This window comes from Leptodesmis sp., from assembly GCF_052746595.1.
The window spans coordinates 16806-35163 of sequence record NZ_JBRAGO010000042.1; the positions used below are offsets into that span (position 1 = coordinate 16806).

The following is an 18358-nucleotide window of genomic DNA, read 5'->3' on the forward strand; positions in this document are numbered from 1 at the left end:
TTGTTCTAACGTAGAAACCTGACTGCTCCACCCTATTATCAGGCTGCTGGCCAGAGAGGAAAGGTTAATTATTCCTTTAAATGGTAGAGACTGGTATTGCCATTCAATTTGCACCTGGAATCAAACGAACACTAGAGAGCCAGTTTTAGCTCTTTACTAAAGTTAATTTACCAAATTTAATCAGATTCTCATAAATAAAGTTCCCCGGTTTAAACGATAAAATGTAGTTTAAAGTACTGATTTTTGTCTTTCAAGAAAGCTTAGGACTCTATCTGGAAGGCTGATCCTAGAAAATTCAGAAAAGAGGAGCTAAGACGATCGCGCATTCATCTATCCTGAAAAAAGCTAGGTTAGAAAAGTTAACTAATACTTGGGAAGATTTAGTGAAATATTTAGCTTGCGAGCATTAAGTCGTTTAATGTGTGCAGTGAATAGATAACAGTTGACCGCTCTCATTTAGCCCGGTAGCCACCCGCAAAGGATTGCAGTATGAACAGTAGAATTTACGCAACATTGGATGGAAATGAAGCCGTCGCTCGCGTTGCCTATGCCCTTAATGAAGTAATTGCCATTTATCCCATTACTCCCGCTTCCCCGATGGGTGAATGGGTCGATACCTGGACTTCCGAAGGACGGAAAAACTTATGGGGAACGGTGCCCAGTGTAGCCGAAATGCAAAGTGAGGCCGGAGCCGCTGGAGCCGTGCATGGTGCCCTGCAAACAGGAGCTTTAACCACTACATTCACGGCTTCTCAGGGCTTGCTGTTGATGATCCCGAATATGTACAAGATTGCGGGAGAGTTAACCAGTGCCGTAATTCACGTTGCAGCCCGATCGCTGGCCGCGCAAGGGTTATCCATTTTTGGGGATCACAGTGATGTGATGGCCGTTCGCGCTACAGGATTTGCTCTCCTCTGTTCCGCATCCGTCCAGGAAGCCCATGATTTCGCGCTGATTGCCCAGGCTGCCACCCTGGAATCGCGTATTCCCTTTATTCACTTTTTTGATGGTTTCCGCACCTCCCACGAAATCCAAAAGATCGAACTGCTGGAAGACCGCGACCTGGAGGCGATGATCCGGCAAGAATGGATCTTGGCTCACCGCGATCGCGCCCTCACCCCTGATCGCCCTGTCCTGCGCGGTACGGCCCAAAACCCGGATGTCTACTTCCAGGCACGGGAAACGGTCAACCCCTACTACCAGTCCTGCATTGAGATTGTGCAGCAAGCAATGGATCAGTTTGGGGCACTGACCGGACGGCACTATCATCTGTTTGACTATCATGGTGCTCCGGATGCCGATCACGTCATCATCCTGATGGGATCTGGCTGCGAAACGGCCCACGAAACCGTCGATGCCCTGCTGGGAATGGGCAAAAAAGTGGGTGTACTGAAAGTCCGGCTCTACCGTCCCTGGGCGGTTGATCGGCTGGTGGCAGCCTTACCAAAAACTGTAAAAAATATTGCCGTACTCGATCGCACCAAAGAGCCAGGAGCGGGCGGCGAACCCCTATATCTGGATGTGGTGACAGCATTGAATGAAGCCTGGGAAGGTGCCATGCCGAAAGTAGTCGGAGGTCGCTATGGTCTGTCTTCTAAGGAATTCACTCCGGCAATGGTGAAGGCCGTCTTTGATAACCTGGCGCAACCCAGGCCAAAAAATCATTTCACAGTCGGTATCCTGGACGATGTCAGCCACACCTCCCTGGACTACGATCCCCGCTTCTCCACAGAATCCGATCGCGTCGTGCGGGCCATGTTCTACGGGCTAGGAGCAGATGGCACGGTAGGCGCGAACAAAAACTCGATCAAAATTATTGGCGAGGAAACAGATAACTACGCGCAGGGCTATTTCGTTTACGACTCGAAGAAATCCGGCTCCACCACCGTGTCTCACCTGCGGTTTGGCCCCACCCCGATTCGCTCCACCTATTTAATCGAGCAGGCCAATTTTGTCGGCTGTCACCAATGGGGCTTTCTGGAACGAATGGATATTCTCAAATCTGCCGCTCCCGGTGCTACCTTACTGATCAACAGCCCCTATCCGCCGGAAGAAATCTGGAATCATCTGCCGATCGAAGCCCAGGAAGAAATCATCCGTAAACACATCAAAGTGTTCACCATTAACGCCAATCAGGTAGCTCGTGCCAATGGCATGGGTAGCCGGATTAATACCGTGATGCAAACCTGCTTCTTTGCCCTGGCGGGAGTGCTACCCCGAGAAGAAGCAATCGCTCGCATCAAGAAATCGATCGAAAAAACCTACGGCAAGAAAGGGGCCGAAATTGTCCACCTCAATCTGCAGGCGGTAGACAACACCCTGGACAACCTGTTCGAGGTGAAGATCCCGGCTACTGTCACCAGTACTCAGTCCCTGCAATTCCCAATTCCTGATTGCGCTCCAGCCTTTGTCCATGATGTCCTGGGCAAAATGATTGCGCGGGAAGGGGATGAATTGCCCGTCAGCGCTATGCCTATTGATGGCACTTATCCCACAGGCACCGCAAAATGGGAAAAACGTAACATTGCTCAGGAAATTCCTGTCTGGGATCCAGATGTCTGCATTCAGTGCGGCAAATGTGTGATGGTCTGTCCCCATAGTGTGATTCGGGGTAAGGCTTATGAACCTGCCGCTCTGAAAAATGCCCCCGACACCTTTAAATCGGCAGATGCCCGCGATCATGATTTCACCGGGCAGAAGTTCACCATTCAGGTAGCCGCAGAAGACTGTACGGGATGTGGCATCTGTGTCGATGTCTGTCCCGCCAAGAACAAATCCATGCCGTCCCGCAAGGCGATCAACATGGCCGAACAGTTACCGCTGCGGGAACAGGAACGGCAAAACTGGGATTTCTTCTTGAGTTTGCCCACGCCTGATCGCCGCAATCTGAAACTGAATTTGATTCGGCAACAACAACTGCAGGAACCCCTGTTTGAGTTCTCCGGAGCCTGTGCTGGATGCGGCGAAACTCCTTATCTGAAACTGGTCTCTCAATTGTTTGGCGATCGCATGTTAGTGGCCAATGCCACCGGATGTTCCTCGATTTACGGCGGCAACCTGCCTACTACCCCCTGGACGCAAAATGCGGAAGGTCGCGGCCCTGCGTGGTCTAATAGTCTATTTGAAGACAATGCCGAATTTGGCCTGGGCTTCCGGCTGGCGATCGACAAGCACACCGACATGGCCGTTGAACTATTGCAAGACCTGGGCAGTTTAATTGACGACAATCTGGTAAAGGGTCTGATCAACGCCGAGCAGCGATCGGAAGCGGATATTTACGAACAGCGGGAACGCGTAGCCGCACTAAAACAAATCCTCGATCGCCTGCTGACCAGCGAAATCGATCCAACCGTCCAAGCCAAACTCAGAAGCCTCAAATCTCTAGCCGATTACCTAGTGAAGAAGAGTGTTTGGATCATCGGTGGCGACGGCTGGGCATATGACATTGGCTTTGGTGGGTTGGATCATGTGATCGCCAGTGGCCGCAACGTCAACATTTTGGTCATGGATACGGAAGTCTACTCTAATACCGGAGGTCAGTCTTCCAAAGCCACGCCCAGAGGAGCCGTTGCCAAGTTCGCCGCTGGTGGCAAACCCGCCCCCAAGAAAGACTTGGGCCTGATTGCTATGACCTACGGCAACGTCTATGTGGCCAGCGTGGCAATGGGAGCCAAAGATGAACATACCCTGAAAGCTTTCCTGGAAGCGGAAGCCTATGATGGCCCCTCACTAATCATCGCCTACAGCCATTGCATTGCCCATGGCATCAATATGCAAACGGCCATGAACCATCAGAAAGCGATCGTCGAAAGTGGGCGCTGGTTGCTCTACCGTTATAATCCCGCCCTAGTTGCAGAAGGCAAGAATCCCCTCCACCTAGATATGGGAGCGCCCAAGAAACCCGTCAGTCAGTCCATGTACGAAGAAAACCGATTCAAGATGCTGACCAAGAGCAAACCGGAACAAGCCAAACGGCTTCTCCAGGAAGCACAACAGGACGTGAATATGCGCTGGAAGTTCTACGAACACCTCGCTGCCCGTCCTCTGGCTGACAATCCTTCTACTCCAACACGTCCCACTATGCCTCCCAGCACGGTTCCTAACGGCCACGACGGTCATAACGGCCATCATGGACACTCCAAAGGAGATCAGCCTATAGGAAGCCAGCCAGCCAAGATGGGGTAATGAAATGAGGGAGATAGGGGAGATGAAAAAGAAGTAAATTAAACCAAGTCCAGCTAGAAAACGGTCGTTTTCCGATCAGAGAAACTACGGTTCTGGATCTGGACAAGGTTTAAAGGCTCCTTGCCCTCTCCCTTCTCCCCTCCCCTCTCCTTCCCCTCCCTACTATCCACCATCCACTCTTAAAAAACTCCTATGAATCTCACCACCACTTACCTTGGCTTAACTCTTCGATCGCCCCTGGTTCCTTCAGCAGCGGCTCCACTGACCGAAGACATGGATAACATCAAGCGCATGGAGGACGCGGGAGCGGGAGCCGTCGTGCTGCATTCCCTGTTTGAGGAACAACTGGTGCATGAAAAATTTGAATTGCACCATCATCTCACCTACGGAACGGATAGCTATGCCGAATCCCTTACCTTCTTCCCTGAGCCGGAGCAATTTCACGTTGGGCCAGAGGTTTACCTGGAGCATATTCGCAAGGCCAAAGAAGAGGTGTCGATTCCTATCATTGCTAGTTTGAATGGGTACACCCCAGGTGGATGGTTAGAATATGCCCAATTGATGCAGCAGGCAGGAGCCGACGCGATCGAACTCAATGTGTACTACGTACCGACTGACTTCAATCTCACAGGGGCGGAGGTCGAACAGAACTATATTGATATCTTGCGGGATGTGAAATCGGAAGTGACGATTCCAGTCTCGATTAAGTTAAGTCCCTATTTCAGCAATTTTGCCAACATGGCGAAACGGCTGGATGATGCTGGAGCCGATGGGCTGGTGTTATTCAATCGTTTCTATCAACCGGATATTGATCTGGATAACCTGGAAGTTTATCCCCATTTGATCCTGAGTTCACCTCAAGATTCCCGGTTGCCCATGCGCTGGATTGCCATCCTCTACAGTCGTATTGGTGCCGATCTGGCAGCGACTAGCGGGGTTCAAAAAGGCCAGGATGCCTTAAAGATGCTCATGGCCGGAGCAAAGATTACACAAATTTGTTCTGTTCTATTGCGACATGGCATCGAACATATTCAGGTCATTGAACAGGAAATGTGTCGCTGGATGGAAGAACATGAATATGAATCGGTGCAGCAAATGCAGGGAAGTATGAGTCAGATGTATTGTCCCGATTCCAGTACTTTTGAACGGGCACAGTATATGAAAGCAATTCAAACCTTTACGCCAGAATTCACCAGTGCCTTTTAATTACAGAGAGCAGAGCCATGACAACAACCACGCACTCTAAACGCATCGGTATTTTAACCAGTGGCGGAGATTGTCCTGGACTCAATGCTGTAATTCGAGCTGTTGTCAGGGCTGCAACCTACAAATATGGCTGGGAGGTATATGGAATTCCCTATGGCACTGATGGCTTTATCGAATTGCTGACCGGAAAACGTCGCATTGAAGACTTGAGACTGCATGAACATGGCTATGATATTCCGGGCTTGCTGCAGGGGTTAGACGTGTTGCATTTCCTCAGTGGTAGCGTCCTGGGATCGATCAGCAAGGGAGATCCCGATCGCCACGCCGATGACATTATTCATGGCTATCAAAAGATGGGGTTGGATGCTCTGATCGCAATCGGGGGTGATGGCAGTATCGAAATTATGGACAAATTAGCCAAACAGGCGATCAAAGAAGGGGTGGCCTGGAACTGGGTGGTCATTCCCAAAACGATCGACAACGATGTGCCCTTTACCGAACTGTCAGTCGGATTCGATACGGCTGTCAATCGGGTGACGCAAGCACTGTATGACCTTACCTTTACTGCCGCCAGCCACGATCGCGTCATGGTCGTGGAAGTGATGGGACGGGATGCCGGATATCTGGCTCTGGAAGCAGGTATTGCCGGAGGAGCCGATGGCATTTTGATTCCTGAATTAACTCCGGTCCTAAACGATGGCGTGATTTATGGCATCTGTCAGAAATTGGCCAGTTTACGGCGCGATGGCCGGCGGTTTGCCCTGATTGTGGTAGCTGAAGGCGTGAAGAATCGCAGCGGCCAGAAAGAGAAATACATCGGAGATTACCTGGCCCACAAAATTAAGGATTACTGCGATAAACTCTGTTTTTCCGAGCAACCCGAATTTTGCAATTTAGATCAGGTGGATACTCGCGTCACGGTGCTAGGTCATTTACAGCGGGGCGGCACTCCCAGCTCTACCGATCGCCTGTTAGCTACAGCCTTTGGTCGGGAAGCCGTAGACCTGATCGCAAACGGTAACTATAACCAGATGGTGATCTGGCAGAATGGCCGTGTTAGTAGTGTTCCCCTCAGTCGCGTAATTGAGCAGATTAAGAAAGCCCGTAAGGAAGGCAAAGCTCCCTCCCGCGTCGATTCTCAGGGCTTCCTGGTACAAACCGCCCGCGATATCGGTATCTATGTGGGCGACCTCAGCGTGGAATAGCTTTTACAACCGACTTCGCTTACCTTCTCTAGACCCTAGCCTGGAAAGCGACAGACCGTCGAGCGCGATCGCTCAGATATCTGTCCTTCATTTTCTAGAGGCAGATTTTTAATTTTCTAGAGGCAGATTTTTAAAGGTTTGATTGCTCAAACGGCTTTTAAGGAGTAGCAGGGCCAGTTTCTACCGTGGTTCCCGAGCCAGACAACTTCACAACTCCATCTTCAACTGTAATCTGAGTTGCATTGGAGGCTTCTCCCCCGGTTAGCAATTGCGGGAGCGATTGAGGGGTATAGGGAAGCGGGTTGACCGAATTCTTAACCACCAAAGGTAAATCCAGAGACAGCAGGTCGCCGCCCTGTTGCACTCGGATCAGCTTTTCGCCAGTGACTTCTAAGACTGTCACCTTTCCGCCTGTCAGAATTCCAGCATTGGCGACGCTTCCTCCCAGCAGAGTCAGGGTCTGTCCAGGAGCAACAGCCAGGTTTCCCGCATTCACTACTGCCCCAGCCTTTGGAACAGTAAAGACAAAGGTCGAAGGAGCACCTCCCAATTGGGAGTAGGTGTTGACTCCAGAGGCATTAAACCAGTCATCAGGATAACCAGTAATGCCAGGACGAAAACCGATCGCGGTAGCAGTCGTTGCGGTAAATGAAGCAGGCACATCTAAGCTAGCATTGCGACCAAAGACAATTCCTGCCGGATTCATCAGATACAGGTTAGCCTGACTACCCGTCAACTGAATCAAGCCATTGATGACAGAGGGATTGCCGCCTGTTACCTGTCCTAATACATTTTGTACAGAGGGATTGGCAATAAAGTTGGCCGCTCCTCCAGATGTCAGACCAAACTGTTGAAAACTATGAAATAGGTTGGTTCCCGTCTGAGTACCGCCCGTAATGTTGTATGTATTACCATTTGGGGAAACGATCGTACCCTTACTATCGGGAGCCGCTGTGATTGATTGAGCTTGAGCAGGGGTGGGAGAGCCGAAATTAATAGCCTCCGTGAGAATCAGTGCAGAAATTGCCGTGTAAGCCCAAAAGTGTTTCATGAAGAAAATAAATTAGATCAGGAGATGAAAGGGAATCAACAGAAGCCCTGCTCTCGCTAAGTAGCCAATTCAACGGCTTAATCTTAGCGTTTAGCAAATCTACTTAACCCTTTCTACAGAAAGACTTTAAATCCGGACTATAAACTTCAAAGCTTTGTAAAGATTGGGTATACTAGGCGTAGTCGTTACGAGTTCAATTAAAGCATGAGTACTCCAACCATTGAAAACGTTGTGATTATTGGCTCTGGGCCAGCGGGCTATACTGCTGCCATCTATGCGGCTCGTGCGAACTTGAAACCGTTCGTGTTTGAAGGATTTCAGGTCGGGGGATTACCAGGTGGCCAACTGATGACTACGACAGAGGTAGAAAATTTTCCTGGTTTCCCAGACGGCATTACGGGGCTGATGCTGATGACTCGGATGAAAGAACAGGCACTCCGCTGGGGGGCAGAACTGGTAACCGAAGATGTGACCGAGGTAGATTTTAGCCAACGGCCCTTTGTGATTCGCTCAGAAAGTTTGGAAGTGCGATCGCACAGTGTCATTATCGCCACGGGAGCTACGGCCAAACGATTAGGATTGGCCACTGAACATCAATTTTGGAGCCGAGGAATTTCGGCCTGTGCCATCTGCGACGGGGCAACTCCCATTTTCCGATCTGCGGAATTAGCGGTTGTGGGAGGCGGAGATTCAGCCGCTGAAGAAGCTGTTTACCTGACCAAGTACGGCTCCCATGTGCATTTGCTGGTACGCAGTGACAAGATGCGAGCCAGTAAAGCCATGCAAGATCGGGTGTTGAACAACGACAAAATCACAGTGCATTGGAACACAGAAGTTTTGGATGTATTCGGTGAAGCGGATCACATGCAAGGTGTGAAGCTGAAAAATAAGCAGACTGGCGAGGAGAGCGAGTTGCATGTGAAAGGGTTGTTTTATGCGATCGGTCACACACCCAATACTGCTCTCTTCAAAGGTCAGATTGAGCTAGATGACATTGGTTATGTCGTGACCCGGCCCGGTTCAGTCGAAACCAGTGTGGAAGGGGTATTTGCAGCAGGGGACGTACAGGATCACGAGTTTCGGCAGGCGATTACCGCAGCAGGAACGGGCTGTATGGCAGCAATGCTGGCCGAGCGCTGGCTGTCTTCTCATGGGTTAGTGCAAGAGTTCCACCAGACCAAGGAAGCGGAAACCCGTCCTGCAGCCACTCCAGACAAGAAAAGTGAAGCTGAACAGTCGTCTGAATTTGATCCGACGCAGACTCGCCATGAAGGCAGCTATGCGTTGCGGAAGCTCTATCATGAGAGCGATCGCCCCATCCTGGTGCTTTATTCTTCACCCCAATGCGGCCCCTGCCATACCCTCAAACCGATTCTCAGTAAGGTAATTGATGAATTTGATGGCAAGATTCACTACGTCAACATCGATATTGAGCAGGATCCAGAGATTGCCGAAGCTGCTGGTGTTGTGGGAACTCCTACAGTTCACCTGTTCAAGTTGAAGGATAAAGTGGGTGAATTGAAGGGTGTGAAACAGAAGAGTCAATACCGGGAACTGATTCAGGCAAATTTGTGAGAGTTCAAAAATCACCTTCAGCAAAGTTGAAGGTAATTTTTAAGTCTCAACTATTACCGTTACTGGGCCGTCATTTTCGATCGCCACTTGCATCATGGCCCCGAAAATGCCTGTTTCTACTTTGAGGCCGCTGGTTCGCAGTTTCTCGACGAATTTTTCATAGAGGGATTGAGCAACTTCCGGGGCAGCAGCGCGATCGAAAGAGGGACGGCGACCTTTGCGGCAGTCGCCATAGAGGGTGAACTGGCTGATTACCAGCAGTTCACCCCTGATGTCTTGAACCGAGCAATCAAATCGTCCCCCTTCCGCCGCAGGAAAGAGTCTTAACTCCAAACATTTACGGGTCATCCAGTCCAGTTCTGCTTCTGTGTCCGTATTCGAGATGCCGACCAGCAGGTTTAATCCGCGTCCAATTTTGCCCACGATTTGTCCCTCTACAACCACCTGAGAGGACTGAACTCGTTGAATCACTACTTTCATAGATGGTGCAACTAATAGGATTTTATGCGCGGCTGACGAGAACTGAGGAGCGATTGCCCATGCTGATACAGAGCAGACAGTAAATTTGTCTGACTAAATCCGCGTCCCAGGAGAACAAACAACACGAGAGTACCCTGAATTACACCGGAGAGGGAAGATTCGAGGTTGAGGGCCAGGGGAAGTTGCAAGCTGCCGACATTGAGGGCACTGAAGAAGAAGGCAACGGGAATAATTAACCAACCGTTCAGGCCAATCAACATGGCAATCAGCAGCGAGAGAAAGCCGAGGTTACTGGAAATACCGGGAATCAGACGATGAAAGATCGCCAGTACCTGTAAGGCTCCGGCTAATCCAGCCAAAGCACCGCAGATAGCAAAGGCACTCATCAGCTGCCGAATGGATGGAATACCCAGTACATAAGAAGCTCGCAGATTCTGCCCCACGGCCCGCAGTTGTAAGCCGAAGTAGGTGCCCCGCAGCACGATTAACGTCATGGCGACGGTTACGATCGCAATCACCAGGGCAATCGGGCTGGCAACCGTTCCTGCAATCGTGGGCAACCAGAGGGAATCTTTGAAGGGTTCGGTGCCGCTCATAGAGGCCACTCCTTCCTTTTTCCAGGGGCCAAAGATCAGATACAGCGCCAATCCATCCGCCGCAAAGTTCAATCCCAATCCGGCAAAAATCTCATTCACACGCCCATAGATATTCAAGACTCCGGCTAACACGCCCCACAATGCCCCTCCTAACCACCGCCAGAACAGCCAGAAGGATTGCCAGAGAGGGGGGTAGATTATCCTGAGTGAGCCGCAAAACAAAGGTTGTCACGATCGCCCCAAGCATAATCTCGCCTTCAATCCCCAGATTGTAGAGTCCGGCGGTGAAGGTGAACAGTAAGCCACTGGTACAGAGCATGAGTGGCACCAGAGTAGCCAGGACTCGTCCAATGCGATCGGAGGTGCCCAATGCACCGCCCCAGATACTGGAAATGACTGCGATCGGATTACCGCCTGCCAGGAGAATTACAATCGCCACAAACACCAGCGAAATAAGAATCGCACCAACCTGATAGTAAAGAGTTTTCGACATAAGCAAACAACGAGCTTTAGGCATGAACCGATCCAGACTGAACGGCATCGTTAAAGCGGCCGCCAATTAATTGCCCGAGTTTTTCCACCGTCAGTTGAGCGACATCCATCGGCTGGGAAAGGCATCCCCCACTGAAGACAATCACGCGATCGCTGTATTGCATAATTTCGTCCAGGTCAGAGGATATGAACAGAATGGCGGTTCCGCCTTGACAACGGGCAATCAGTTGCTGCCACACCCAAAGTGTCGATTCAATATCCAGACCACGGGTGGGATGTTCCATCAACAGCAGGTTAAGGGGTACGGGGAGCAGGGCCAGTTGGGTACGTTGCTGGTTGCCACCGGATAAGCGTTCTACCGGGGTGGTGGCTTTGCCGCGAATATTAAATAGGGCGATCGCTTGCTGCGTGCGAGTCAGGGCATCTTTCCAATCCACAAACAGGCGACGTTTCGGAGTACGAAGTGCCACATGCTCCTGAATCGTTAAGCCCCGTACCAGTCCGTCTTTTAAGCGATCGGCAGGGGAATAACCCACTCCCAACTTCAGATAGCCTTTGTAAGGCTGGTGAGTCATGTCTTTGCCGTCAATCCAGATCTGACCCTGGGTTGCTTTTACCAAACCAGCACACAGTAGGAGTAACAGTTCTTGCCCGCTGCCCTCCAGTCCGGCTAGTCCAATTACTTCTCCTTAATGAACCGTTAGCTGATCGACGGCAATGGTGAGGCGATCGTTTTCGACCACGATATCCGTCAGTTGTAGCACCACTTCATCCCGCCGGGTTGCAGGTTTGAGGGGAGGAGCTAGTTCCCGTCCAAACATCAAATCGATAAGTTGACTGTCGGAAGCCGGAATCGGCAGGTTGCCCATCACCTTTCCCTGCCGCAGCACTGTCACCTCGTTGCACAATTCCTCTACGTCTTCCAATTTATGGGAAACAAAAATAATCGATTTACCCTCAGCCGCTAATTGCTTCATGGCTGCAAACAGAGCCGTTTTTTGTGAGGCAGAAATTCCAGTGGTGGGTTCATCCAGAATCAGCGTTTGCACCCCCAGAGACAGCAGCCGGAGAATTTCTAACTGCTGCCGTTCGCCAACGGTCAACTCACTAACTTTGCGATGAATGTCCAGATGAAAGTTGAACTGGAGCGACAGTTGCTTAAATTCCTGAATCACTTTTTGACGATTGAAGAAAAAGCCACTGGGTCGCCCTGCCATAAAGTTGTCCAGCACCGATAAAGGCGGGAAATCCAGCGGATCCTGGTGCAGCATGCCAACTCTCACCCGGATCGCATCAGCAGGCGTGCGAATTTCTACAGGCTGACCATCCAGCAACACCTCGCCCCGATCGCGGGAAATAAACCCACTCAGCACCTTCACCAGCGTACTTTTGCCCGCCCCATTTTCTCCTAGCAGTCCATGAATTGTTCCTGCCTGCACCAGTAGAGACACATCCTCATTAGCCTGTACTGGGCCAAAGGATTTGGAGATATGTTTCAGTTCTACTTTCATCCGTTTTGGAGAAACCTTTTCAGCGATTCTATCTTGAGTAGTTCCGTAACTGTTAGAGGGGATGATAGGTGTAGTTGGTGCGGGAGACTTTTTGAATATAAGGTTTCAGATCAGCCACATCAGTATATTGGTCAGCCACGTTAATCAGACTATCGCTGGTCATCGATCGCAAACTCACCACTTCAATCCGTGCCCCCCGGTAGGATATGGCATTCACGGCATAAGCCAGATCCCCATCCCCACTGACTAATACTGCTGTATCGTAGTGGTCGGCCAGCGTCATCATATCCACCGCAATTTCCACATCCAGGTTGGCTTTTTTCGAGCCATCGGGGAGTTGCACCAGATCTTTGGTAACGACTCGATAACCGTTCCGCCGCATCCATAGGAGAAAGCCCTGTTGTTTATCATTACCGGGATCGATCCCGGTGTAGAAGAAGGCTCGTAACAGTTGGCTATCCTGAGTGAGATAACACAGCAACTTGGTGTAATCAATTTCAATGCCCAGTTGCATAGCAGCATAAAATAGATTGGATCCATCGACAAAAATGGCAACCCGACCGCGATCGTGAGATCTTGGGGCAGAGATTGGCATTTCTCGGTGGTCAACGTGGTTATAGGTGTCTATTAAATCCTGGGGCTGTGAGGGAAGCTCAGGTCTTCCTGGCAAATCAGGAGTTTCTTTTGAAAGTTTAGTAAGCATGGTCAATTCCTCAGGTATTAACACAGGTATTAGCAATAGAGCGTGATGTCCTCTCCATACTGATCCGCCAAGTACAGCAGCGACTTAAAGCGCAGCTCTACCAGTTGGTTATAGAAAGGATTAAGTTTGCACAAAGGGGGAATGTAGAGAACAGTCTGATTAAACAGAGAGATTTTGCATTCAAACAGACAAGGGGCTAGAATCAGCTTGCACAGTAATCATGCCATTCTGGAAGTGCGAACTTCAATAGATTCGAGCCAGTGCTGAATCGGTTGTCGGACAGAAGAAGTCCGGTGGTTCCGGGAAGCATGGTTCATGGTTAGGGAAAAACTGACAAAAACGCTGTACAGTTAAAGCTGAATGCTTTGCCCTTACTTTAAATATCCACGAGTACAGATAGAATGTGTTATGTCGTGGGCAACGCATTAAAAGAGATTTCCATCGTCTATCTAGAGTGTGATTTCCAGGGTAGCTGGGGAACATGGAGACTGTGTACAGATTCCGTCAATCCCCCTTTAGATAGGGTCTGCTTGCTGGGCTTCCGTCATATCTTCAATCTGGGCCACGAAGTAGTGCACCTGGGGCAAATCATCCTGGCGACTGAAGCCGCGGCTATCCGGAGAAAACCTGCCGACACAGGTTACTGAAAACCTTGATTGTATTGAGTCTGCGTCGGCAGACTGGGTGAGTGTAGTTGCAGTTTTAACCACCAGATACTTTGCAAACGTCCTCTAAGATTGATTGAGTTTTTTGAGCTTGAATAACCTGTAGACTGCCTCCAGCGTAGAGTTTAGAGCGGTTGATTTGGAAGCCGATCGCCTTTAACACCTCACCTAAATCTGTCTCTAACAATTGCCAGGCGGTTTCGGTTTCAAACAGGTAAAGAAATAGGTACACTCCGGGTAGAAAGAGGAGATGATTGGGAGCGTGAAAATCCACCAGGCAAAATAGTCCTCCTGGTTTGAGCACTCGATAAACCTCTTGTAAAATTTTGTGTAGCTGATCCGGCTGCATCTCATGTAATGCGGCACTGGTATGAACCAGATCAAAGTGCTGGTCTGGGAACGGCATAGATTCTGCAAACGCTTCCACATACTGCGCTTGTGGGACATTTCGCTGTGCCCGTTGAATCGAGAAGGGGGAGGCATCTAGTCCTGTGACGTGGCGCGATCGCTGTACCAGAATCTGGGTTGCCTGCCCACTGCCACAACACAGATCCAGCACCTGGGTTTCTGGTTGAATTTCCAGTCCTTCTAAGGCCAGTCGCCGGAAGCGTCCCTCTCCCCCAACACTGAGTGCAGCTAGCCAGGAAATGCTGTCGTACAGCCACTGATAGCGGTAACTGAGATCTCTGAGAATAGTTGCCATAGCAGGGGAAGAGCAAAGAGTTGAAAGTTAAAAATTAATACTAATTTAAATTGGGTTTAGGGCAGAAAGGGCATCGAGAATGAAGGAATATTCTGTGATAGAAGCAATTACTTCTAGGGTTAATTGGGTAAGGAGTTGATCGACATCACAGGCTGTGGCACAACTAAACGATTTGAGCAGTTTACCAATCTGGTGCAGAGTCAGCAGTTTCAGGTGGCTGGATACGATCGCTGATAGGGGTAAATGGGGATTACCAGGCTTAGGTGTAGTCTGGGATGCGTCATCGACTAAGCTAACGAAAAGTTCCTGGTTGGCTGACAAAACTCTCTCGCCCTCACCCCCAACCCCTCTCCCGCTCTGGGAGAGGAGGAAATCCGATATTCTGGGAACGCTGGGGGTGGACGGGGGAGCCAATCTATTTCTGCTCAATCCCAATGGCATTCTGTTTGGCCCCAATGCTCAGTTGGATGTGCGCGGATCGTTTGTCGCCAGTGCTGCAAATCGGTTTGTGTTTGGCAACGGCCTTGAGTTCAGTGTCACGAATCCCCAGGCTCCGCCACTGCTGACCATCAACATCACACCAGGGTTGCAATACGGCTCCAGTCGTCCCGGAGCAACGATATAGCCTTACTCAGTTAGGTTAGGACACTATCACGGAGGTAGAAGAAAGGTTAGGAGTGCCTATGCCCGCTCCCTACAGCCGTGACCTGCGCCGAAAAGCGATCGATGTCGAAAAAAACTTATGGGTACCGGGAACGGGATCCCAATGACCTTTGCTAGGTCTTGCAACCGAGACTTGTTTGAGATGGGGTTAGAAGAGTGTTGAATTCCGCAACTAGAACCCGGGCATGTGATCAGCATTGACAACGCCAGTTTTCACCATTCTCAAACAATTGAGGAGAGGGTGGCGGAAGCGGGATACGAAATTTGGTATTTGCCACCGTACTCGCCTGATTTGAACGAGATCGAGCATTGGTGGTTTGGGCTAAAGAATGGGATGCGGCAATGATGGGATGAATTCGATAGCTTTCGTGAGTGTGTGGATGCTGCTTTCAAAGAGTGTGCTAACGCGTATGCGTAGTGCCATAGAGCATAATTGAATGGCATTGAGCCAAGTGCAAGCCTCGACCCGCACCTTGGCTGCTGCAATTGGGGCGAGTCGAGGGGTCTAAAAAACAGCCTAGACTGGATTTGCCTGCAGTCTATTTTGTAGCAAATTGATAATCGCGGCTTTTTCCAACCATCCAACTAACATGCCATTCGTTTGCACGACGGGGACTGCCCTGAGTTGACGTTCTTCCAGAAGGTTGATCACATCTCCTAAAGGCCGATCGCGGTCTACCATTATTGATGGTTCAATCGGTCGTACCAATTCACTGACAGTCCGTTCTAGCCAGACAGCACTGGGAATAGTTGTGAGGTCATCGACGGCGATCGTTCCGATTAACTGTCCCATCGCATTCGTCACCAGAAACTTACGCCAGTGAGAGTGATCGAGAATCCGTTGATCGGCAAACTCGCGCAGGGAAAGTTGCTCAGACACGATCGGGCCGTTGGGGTTTACAGCATCCGCAGCAGTTAGTCCCGTTAAGGAATCTTGCAATCTGGCATATTGAGCCGATCGTCCAGCATTTTGCAGCAAAAAGCCACCAATCAGCAGGTTCCAGATATTCACGAAACTGCCTGCCAAAATCAGCGGTAGTAAACCGGAGATCACCGCAACCCAACCAAACAATTGCCCCGCACGACTTGCAAATTGAATGCCTTTATACGGATTGCCTGTTACCTTCCAGACGATCGCTTTCAGAATATTACCCCCATCCAGCGGCAAACCGGGAATCAGATTAAACAACGCCAGCACCAGATTGATGTAAGCTACCGTGCCCAGAATTGCGGCCAGTGGGCCTGCTCCATGAGTAACAGCGGTCAGGGCTGTAATCGCGCCAAACAGAAATAGACTGACCAGGGGACCAGCGATCGCCACCCAAAATGCTTCTGCCGGAGTTTTGGATTCTTTTTCCAGGCTGGCCAATCCACCAAACAGAAACAGCGTGATCGACTTCACGCCCACCCCTTGTCTGAGTGCCACCAAACTGTGTCCCAATTCATGGGCCAGCACCGACGCAAACAATAGCAGCGCCGTTATTAAACCCAATATCCAGGCCAGACCACCTGGCAGAAGTGGAAACTGGGCAGTTAAACCACTGCCATAGCTGAATGTCACCAGTCCTAATACCAGGAACCAGGAGGGATTGATATAGAAGGGAATCCCAAACAGGCTTCCGACACGAATGTTATTGTTCATTTCGTTACCTCACTAAAGGAATTGGGCCAACCACTTCTTGCATCAATAAAGCTGGCTCAGGACAATTCCATACCCTTAATGTAACGAAATATGAAGGATCTTCTTATTTTGCAGTTATAGTAATAACCGCCTATCTTAGTTCGGTCTTCAAAGATCTGTTGGCTAATCAGGTAGCTAATCAGGTAGCAAAGTCAGAGAAGCGGCAATATCAATCTGAACTCTGATCCCTCACCCACTTTAGATGTGACTGAGATCGTACCGCCATGTTTCTCCTCCACAATTTGGCGGGCGATCGCCAATCCCAATCCTGTTCCCTTGCCAACAGTTTTAGTGGTAAAAATGGATCGAACAACGATTGCTGAATGGTGTCTGGAATACCAGGGCCATTATCAGCAATGTGAACTACAATTTTGCGATCGCACACTTGCAAAGTGCGAATATGAATCATGGGCTGAGGCGGATTAAGTTCTTCCAGGGCATCGATTGCATTCACCAGAATATTCATGAAGACCTGATTGAGTTGTGCTGGATAACATGCGATTTTAGGTAAGTCACCATAGCTTTTAATCACTTGAATAGCCTCACGGTCAGGTTGTGCCTTCAAACGGTGATCAAGAATGACTAACGTACTATCGAGGCCTTCGTGAATATTGACTGATTTGAAATCTGCTTCATCCAAACGTGAAAAGGTGCGTAGGGACAGCACAATATCCTTGATCCGGGTTGTGCCCATTTCCATTGACGCAAGTAACCGAGGTAAATCAGTTTTGAGAAAATCGAGATCGATCGCAGCCATTTCTGCTTGGATCGCAGGAGCTGGATTAGGATGGTGCTCTTCATAAAGATGAATCAGTCTCAGCAAATCTTGAATATAATTCCTGGCTAGGTTGAGATTGCGTAGATGAAACTGATGGGATTGTTAATTTCATGGGCAATCCCTGCCACAAGTTGCCCCAATGATGACATCTTCTCTTGTTGTACCAAGTGGGCCTGAGCCTGTTTCAATTCACTGATATCATTAATGGCACCCACCAGGCGATAAGAATTTCCCTGGGAAAGGCAAACACCATAATCTTCCAATGGGTGTAAGTGCCATCGGCTCGCCGAAAGCGATATTCCACATGGTAATGTTCTCCCTGGTGTCGGGATTGCTCAAAAACCTAGGCGGCGATCGCGCGATCATTAGGGTGAATCTGATCGAGCCAGGTTGAAACCTTGATTTTTTTGAACTCCAGCGGCGAGAAACCTGTAATCTCCTGAATTGCTCCTTCCCAGCGAATTTGCTCTAATGCTGCATCATAGTCGTATATCAATTGTCTTGTCTGTTCTACGACCAAGCGAAACCGTTCTTCACTCTCCTTTAGCTCTGCAATCACCTGCTCCAACATCGATTCTTTACGAGCATTAGCCCCTTCCAACTGCAACAATGTTCGTTCCATTTGTTGCATTTTTTCTGGAGAATACGGTTAGCTTTCTCCAATGCTTTAGTCGTGTGTTGGTCATTGCTCCCATCCATCAAACCAGTCCAAGTTTTTTATTAAAGTTGGGGCATTAATCTGTTCCTAAAATTGTTAGGTAGACCTGCCTGAGAATAATAAGATGAGATTTCGATCATGACCATATACAGGGCTATTTCATTCTAATCGCATGACCATATCAGTCATGCGATTCTCCATCCAGT

At 49.7% G+C, this 18358-nt stretch carries 19 protein-coding genes and 2 pseudogenes; 6 read left to right on the plus strand and 15 right to left on the minus strand.

Going from position 1 to position 18358, the window contains the following annotated elements:
• Positions 1-489: 489 nt before the first annotated feature.
• The 3 genes from nifJ (at position 490) to ACUVQO_RS11105 (ending at position 6596) form a co-directional block, all read left to right on the plus strand.
• Positions 490-4185 carry a pyruvate:ferredoxin (flavodoxin) oxidoreductase gene (gene nifJ, locus ACUVQO_RS11095; protein WP_445925940.1) on the plus strand — a complete coding sequence of 1232 codons (3696 nt, stop codon included), beginning with the start codon at positions 490-492 and terminating at the stop codon, positions 4183-4185.
• Between the two features lie 192 nt (positions 4186-4377).
• A complete protein-coding gene (locus ACUVQO_RS11100; protein ID WP_445925941.1) occupies positions 4378-5391 on the plus strand; it encodes a dihydroorotate dehydrogenase-like protein in 1014 nt (337 codons plus the stop codon).
• 17 nt (positions 5392-5408) lie between these two features.
• A complete protein-coding gene (locus tag ACUVQO_RS11105; protein WP_445925942.1) occupies positions 5409-6596 on the plus strand; it encodes an ATP-dependent 6-phosphofructokinase in 1188 nt (395 codons plus the stop codon).
• A gap of 157 nt (positions 6597-6753) precedes the next feature.
• Here the strand turns inward: ACUVQO_RS11105 and ACUVQO_RS11110 are convergent, their stop codons facing one another.
• Positions 6754-7647 carry a two-partner secretion domain-containing protein gene (locus ACUVQO_RS11110; RefSeq protein WP_445925943.1) on the minus strand — a complete coding sequence of 298 codons (894 nt, stop codon included), beginning with the start codon at positions 7645-7647 and terminating at the stop codon, positions 6754-6756.
• A gap of 204 nt (positions 7648-7851) precedes the next feature.
• Between ACUVQO_RS11110 and trxB the strand changes: the two genes are divergently transcribed.
• On the plus strand, positions 7852-9222 hold the full coding sequence (trxB, locus tag ACUVQO_RS11115; protein ID WP_445925944.1) for a thioredoxin-disulfide reductase: 1371 nt from the start codon (positions 7852-7854) through the stop codon (positions 9220-9222).
• A gap of 39 nt (positions 9223-9261) precedes the next feature.
• Here trxB and dtd read toward each other — a convergent pair whose 3' ends face one another.
• From dtd to ACUVQO_RS11160, 9 genes are all read right to left on the minus strand, one after another.
• Positions 9262-9702 (minus strand): D-aminoacyl-tRNA deacylase, encoded by a 441-nt coding sequence (gene dtd, locus ACUVQO_RS11120; protein ID WP_445925945.1) that lies wholly within the window; start codon positions 9700-9702, stop codon positions 9262-9264.
• An 11-nt stretch (positions 9703-9713) separates the two neighbouring features.
• Positions 9714-10430 (minus strand): ABC transporter permease subunit, encoded by a 717-nt coding sequence (locus tag ACUVQO_RS11125; protein ID WP_445925954.1) that lies wholly within the window; start codon positions 10428-10430, stop codon positions 9714-9716.
• Positions 10390-10815 (minus strand): ABC transporter permease subunit, encoded by a 426-nt coding sequence (locus ACUVQO_RS11130; RefSeq protein WP_445925946.1) that lies wholly within the window; start codon positions 10813-10815, stop codon positions 10390-10392. Before ACUVQO_RS11130 ends, ACUVQO_RS11125 begins: the two co-directional genes overlap by 41 nt.
• Positions 10808-11470 carry an ATP-binding cassette domain-containing protein gene (locus tag ACUVQO_RS11135; RefSeq protein ID WP_445925955.1) on the minus strand — a complete coding sequence of 221 codons (663 nt, stop codon included), beginning with the start codon at positions 11468-11470 and terminating at the stop codon, positions 10808-10810. Before ACUVQO_RS11135 ends, ACUVQO_RS11130 begins: the two co-directional genes overlap by 8 nt.
• Positions 11471-11479: 9 nt before the next feature.
• Positions 11480-12301, minus strand: a complete 822-nt coding sequence (locus ACUVQO_RS11140; protein WP_445925947.1) for an ATP-binding cassette domain-containing protein — start codon at positions 12299-12301, stop codon at positions 11480-11482.
• Between the two features lie 52 nt (positions 12302-12353).
• A complete protein-coding gene (locus ACUVQO_RS11145; RefSeq protein ID WP_445925956.1) occupies positions 12354-12896 on the minus strand; it encodes a LabA-like NYN domain-containing protein in 543 nt (180 codons plus the stop codon).
• A 137-nt stretch (positions 12897-13033) separates the two neighbouring features.
• Positions 13034-13219: a Mo-dependent nitrogenase C-terminal domain-containing protein gene (locus ACUVQO_RS11150; RefSeq protein ID WP_445925957.1), complete on the minus strand. Its 186-nt coding sequence runs from the start codon at positions 13217-13219 to the stop codon at positions 13034-13036.
• A gap of 487 nt (positions 13220-13706) precedes the next feature.
• Positions 13707-14372 carry a class I SAM-dependent methyltransferase gene (locus ACUVQO_RS11155; protein ID WP_445925948.1) on the minus strand — a complete coding sequence of 222 codons (666 nt, stop codon included), beginning with the start codon at positions 14370-14372 and terminating at the stop codon, positions 13707-13709.
• Between the two features lie 45 nt (positions 14373-14417).
• Entirely contained in the window at positions 14418-14693 is a 276-nt protein-coding gene (locus ACUVQO_RS11160; RefSeq protein WP_445925949.1) for a hypothetical protein, read from the minus strand.
• On the opposite strand from ACUVQO_RS11160, the gene ACUVQO_RS11165 reads away from it, so the two are divergent.
• Positions 14683-14997 carry a two-partner secretion domain-containing protein gene (locus ACUVQO_RS11165; protein ID WP_445925950.1) on the plus strand — a complete coding sequence of 105 codons (315 nt, stop codon included), beginning with the start codon at positions 14683-14685 and terminating at the stop codon, positions 14995-14997. The genes ACUVQO_RS11160 and ACUVQO_RS11165 overlap by 11 nt on opposite strands.
• A 138-nt stretch (positions 14998-15135) precedes the next feature.
• Positions 15136-15453: pseudogene (locus ACUVQO_RS11170) on the plus strand (transposase); the annotation flags it as partial.
• A gap of 99 nt (positions 15454-15552) precedes the next feature.
• Here the strand turns inward: ACUVQO_RS11170 and ACUVQO_RS11175 are convergent.
• From ACUVQO_RS11175 to ACUVQO_RS11195, 5 genes and pseudogenes are all read right to left on the minus strand, one after another.
• Entirely contained in the window at positions 15553-16677 is a 1125-nt protein-coding gene (locus ACUVQO_RS11175) for a site-2 protease family protein (protein WP_445925951.1), read from the minus strand.
• A gap of 191 nt (positions 16678-16868) precedes the next feature.
• Positions 16869-16955: a hypothetical protein gene (locus tag ACUVQO_RS11180; RefSeq protein WP_445925958.1), complete on the minus strand. Its 87-nt coding sequence runs from the start codon at positions 16953-16955 to the stop codon at positions 16869-16871.
• A gap of 68 nt (positions 16956-17023) precedes the next feature.
• Positions 17024-17473, minus strand: a pseudogene (locus tag ACUVQO_RS11185) (sensor histidine kinase); the annotation flags it as partial.
• A gap of 86 nt (positions 17474-17559) precedes the next feature.
• Positions 17560-17757 carry a hypothetical protein gene (locus ACUVQO_RS11190; protein WP_445925952.1) on the minus strand — a complete coding sequence of 66 codons (198 nt, stop codon included), beginning with the start codon at positions 17755-17757 and terminating at the stop codon, positions 17560-17562.
• Between the two features lie 80 nt (positions 17758-17837).
• A complete protein-coding gene (locus ACUVQO_RS11195) occupies positions 17838-18116 on the minus strand; it encodes a hypothetical protein (RefSeq protein WP_445925953.1) in 279 nt (92 codons plus the stop codon).
• Positions 18117-18358: the final 242 nt, after the last annotated feature.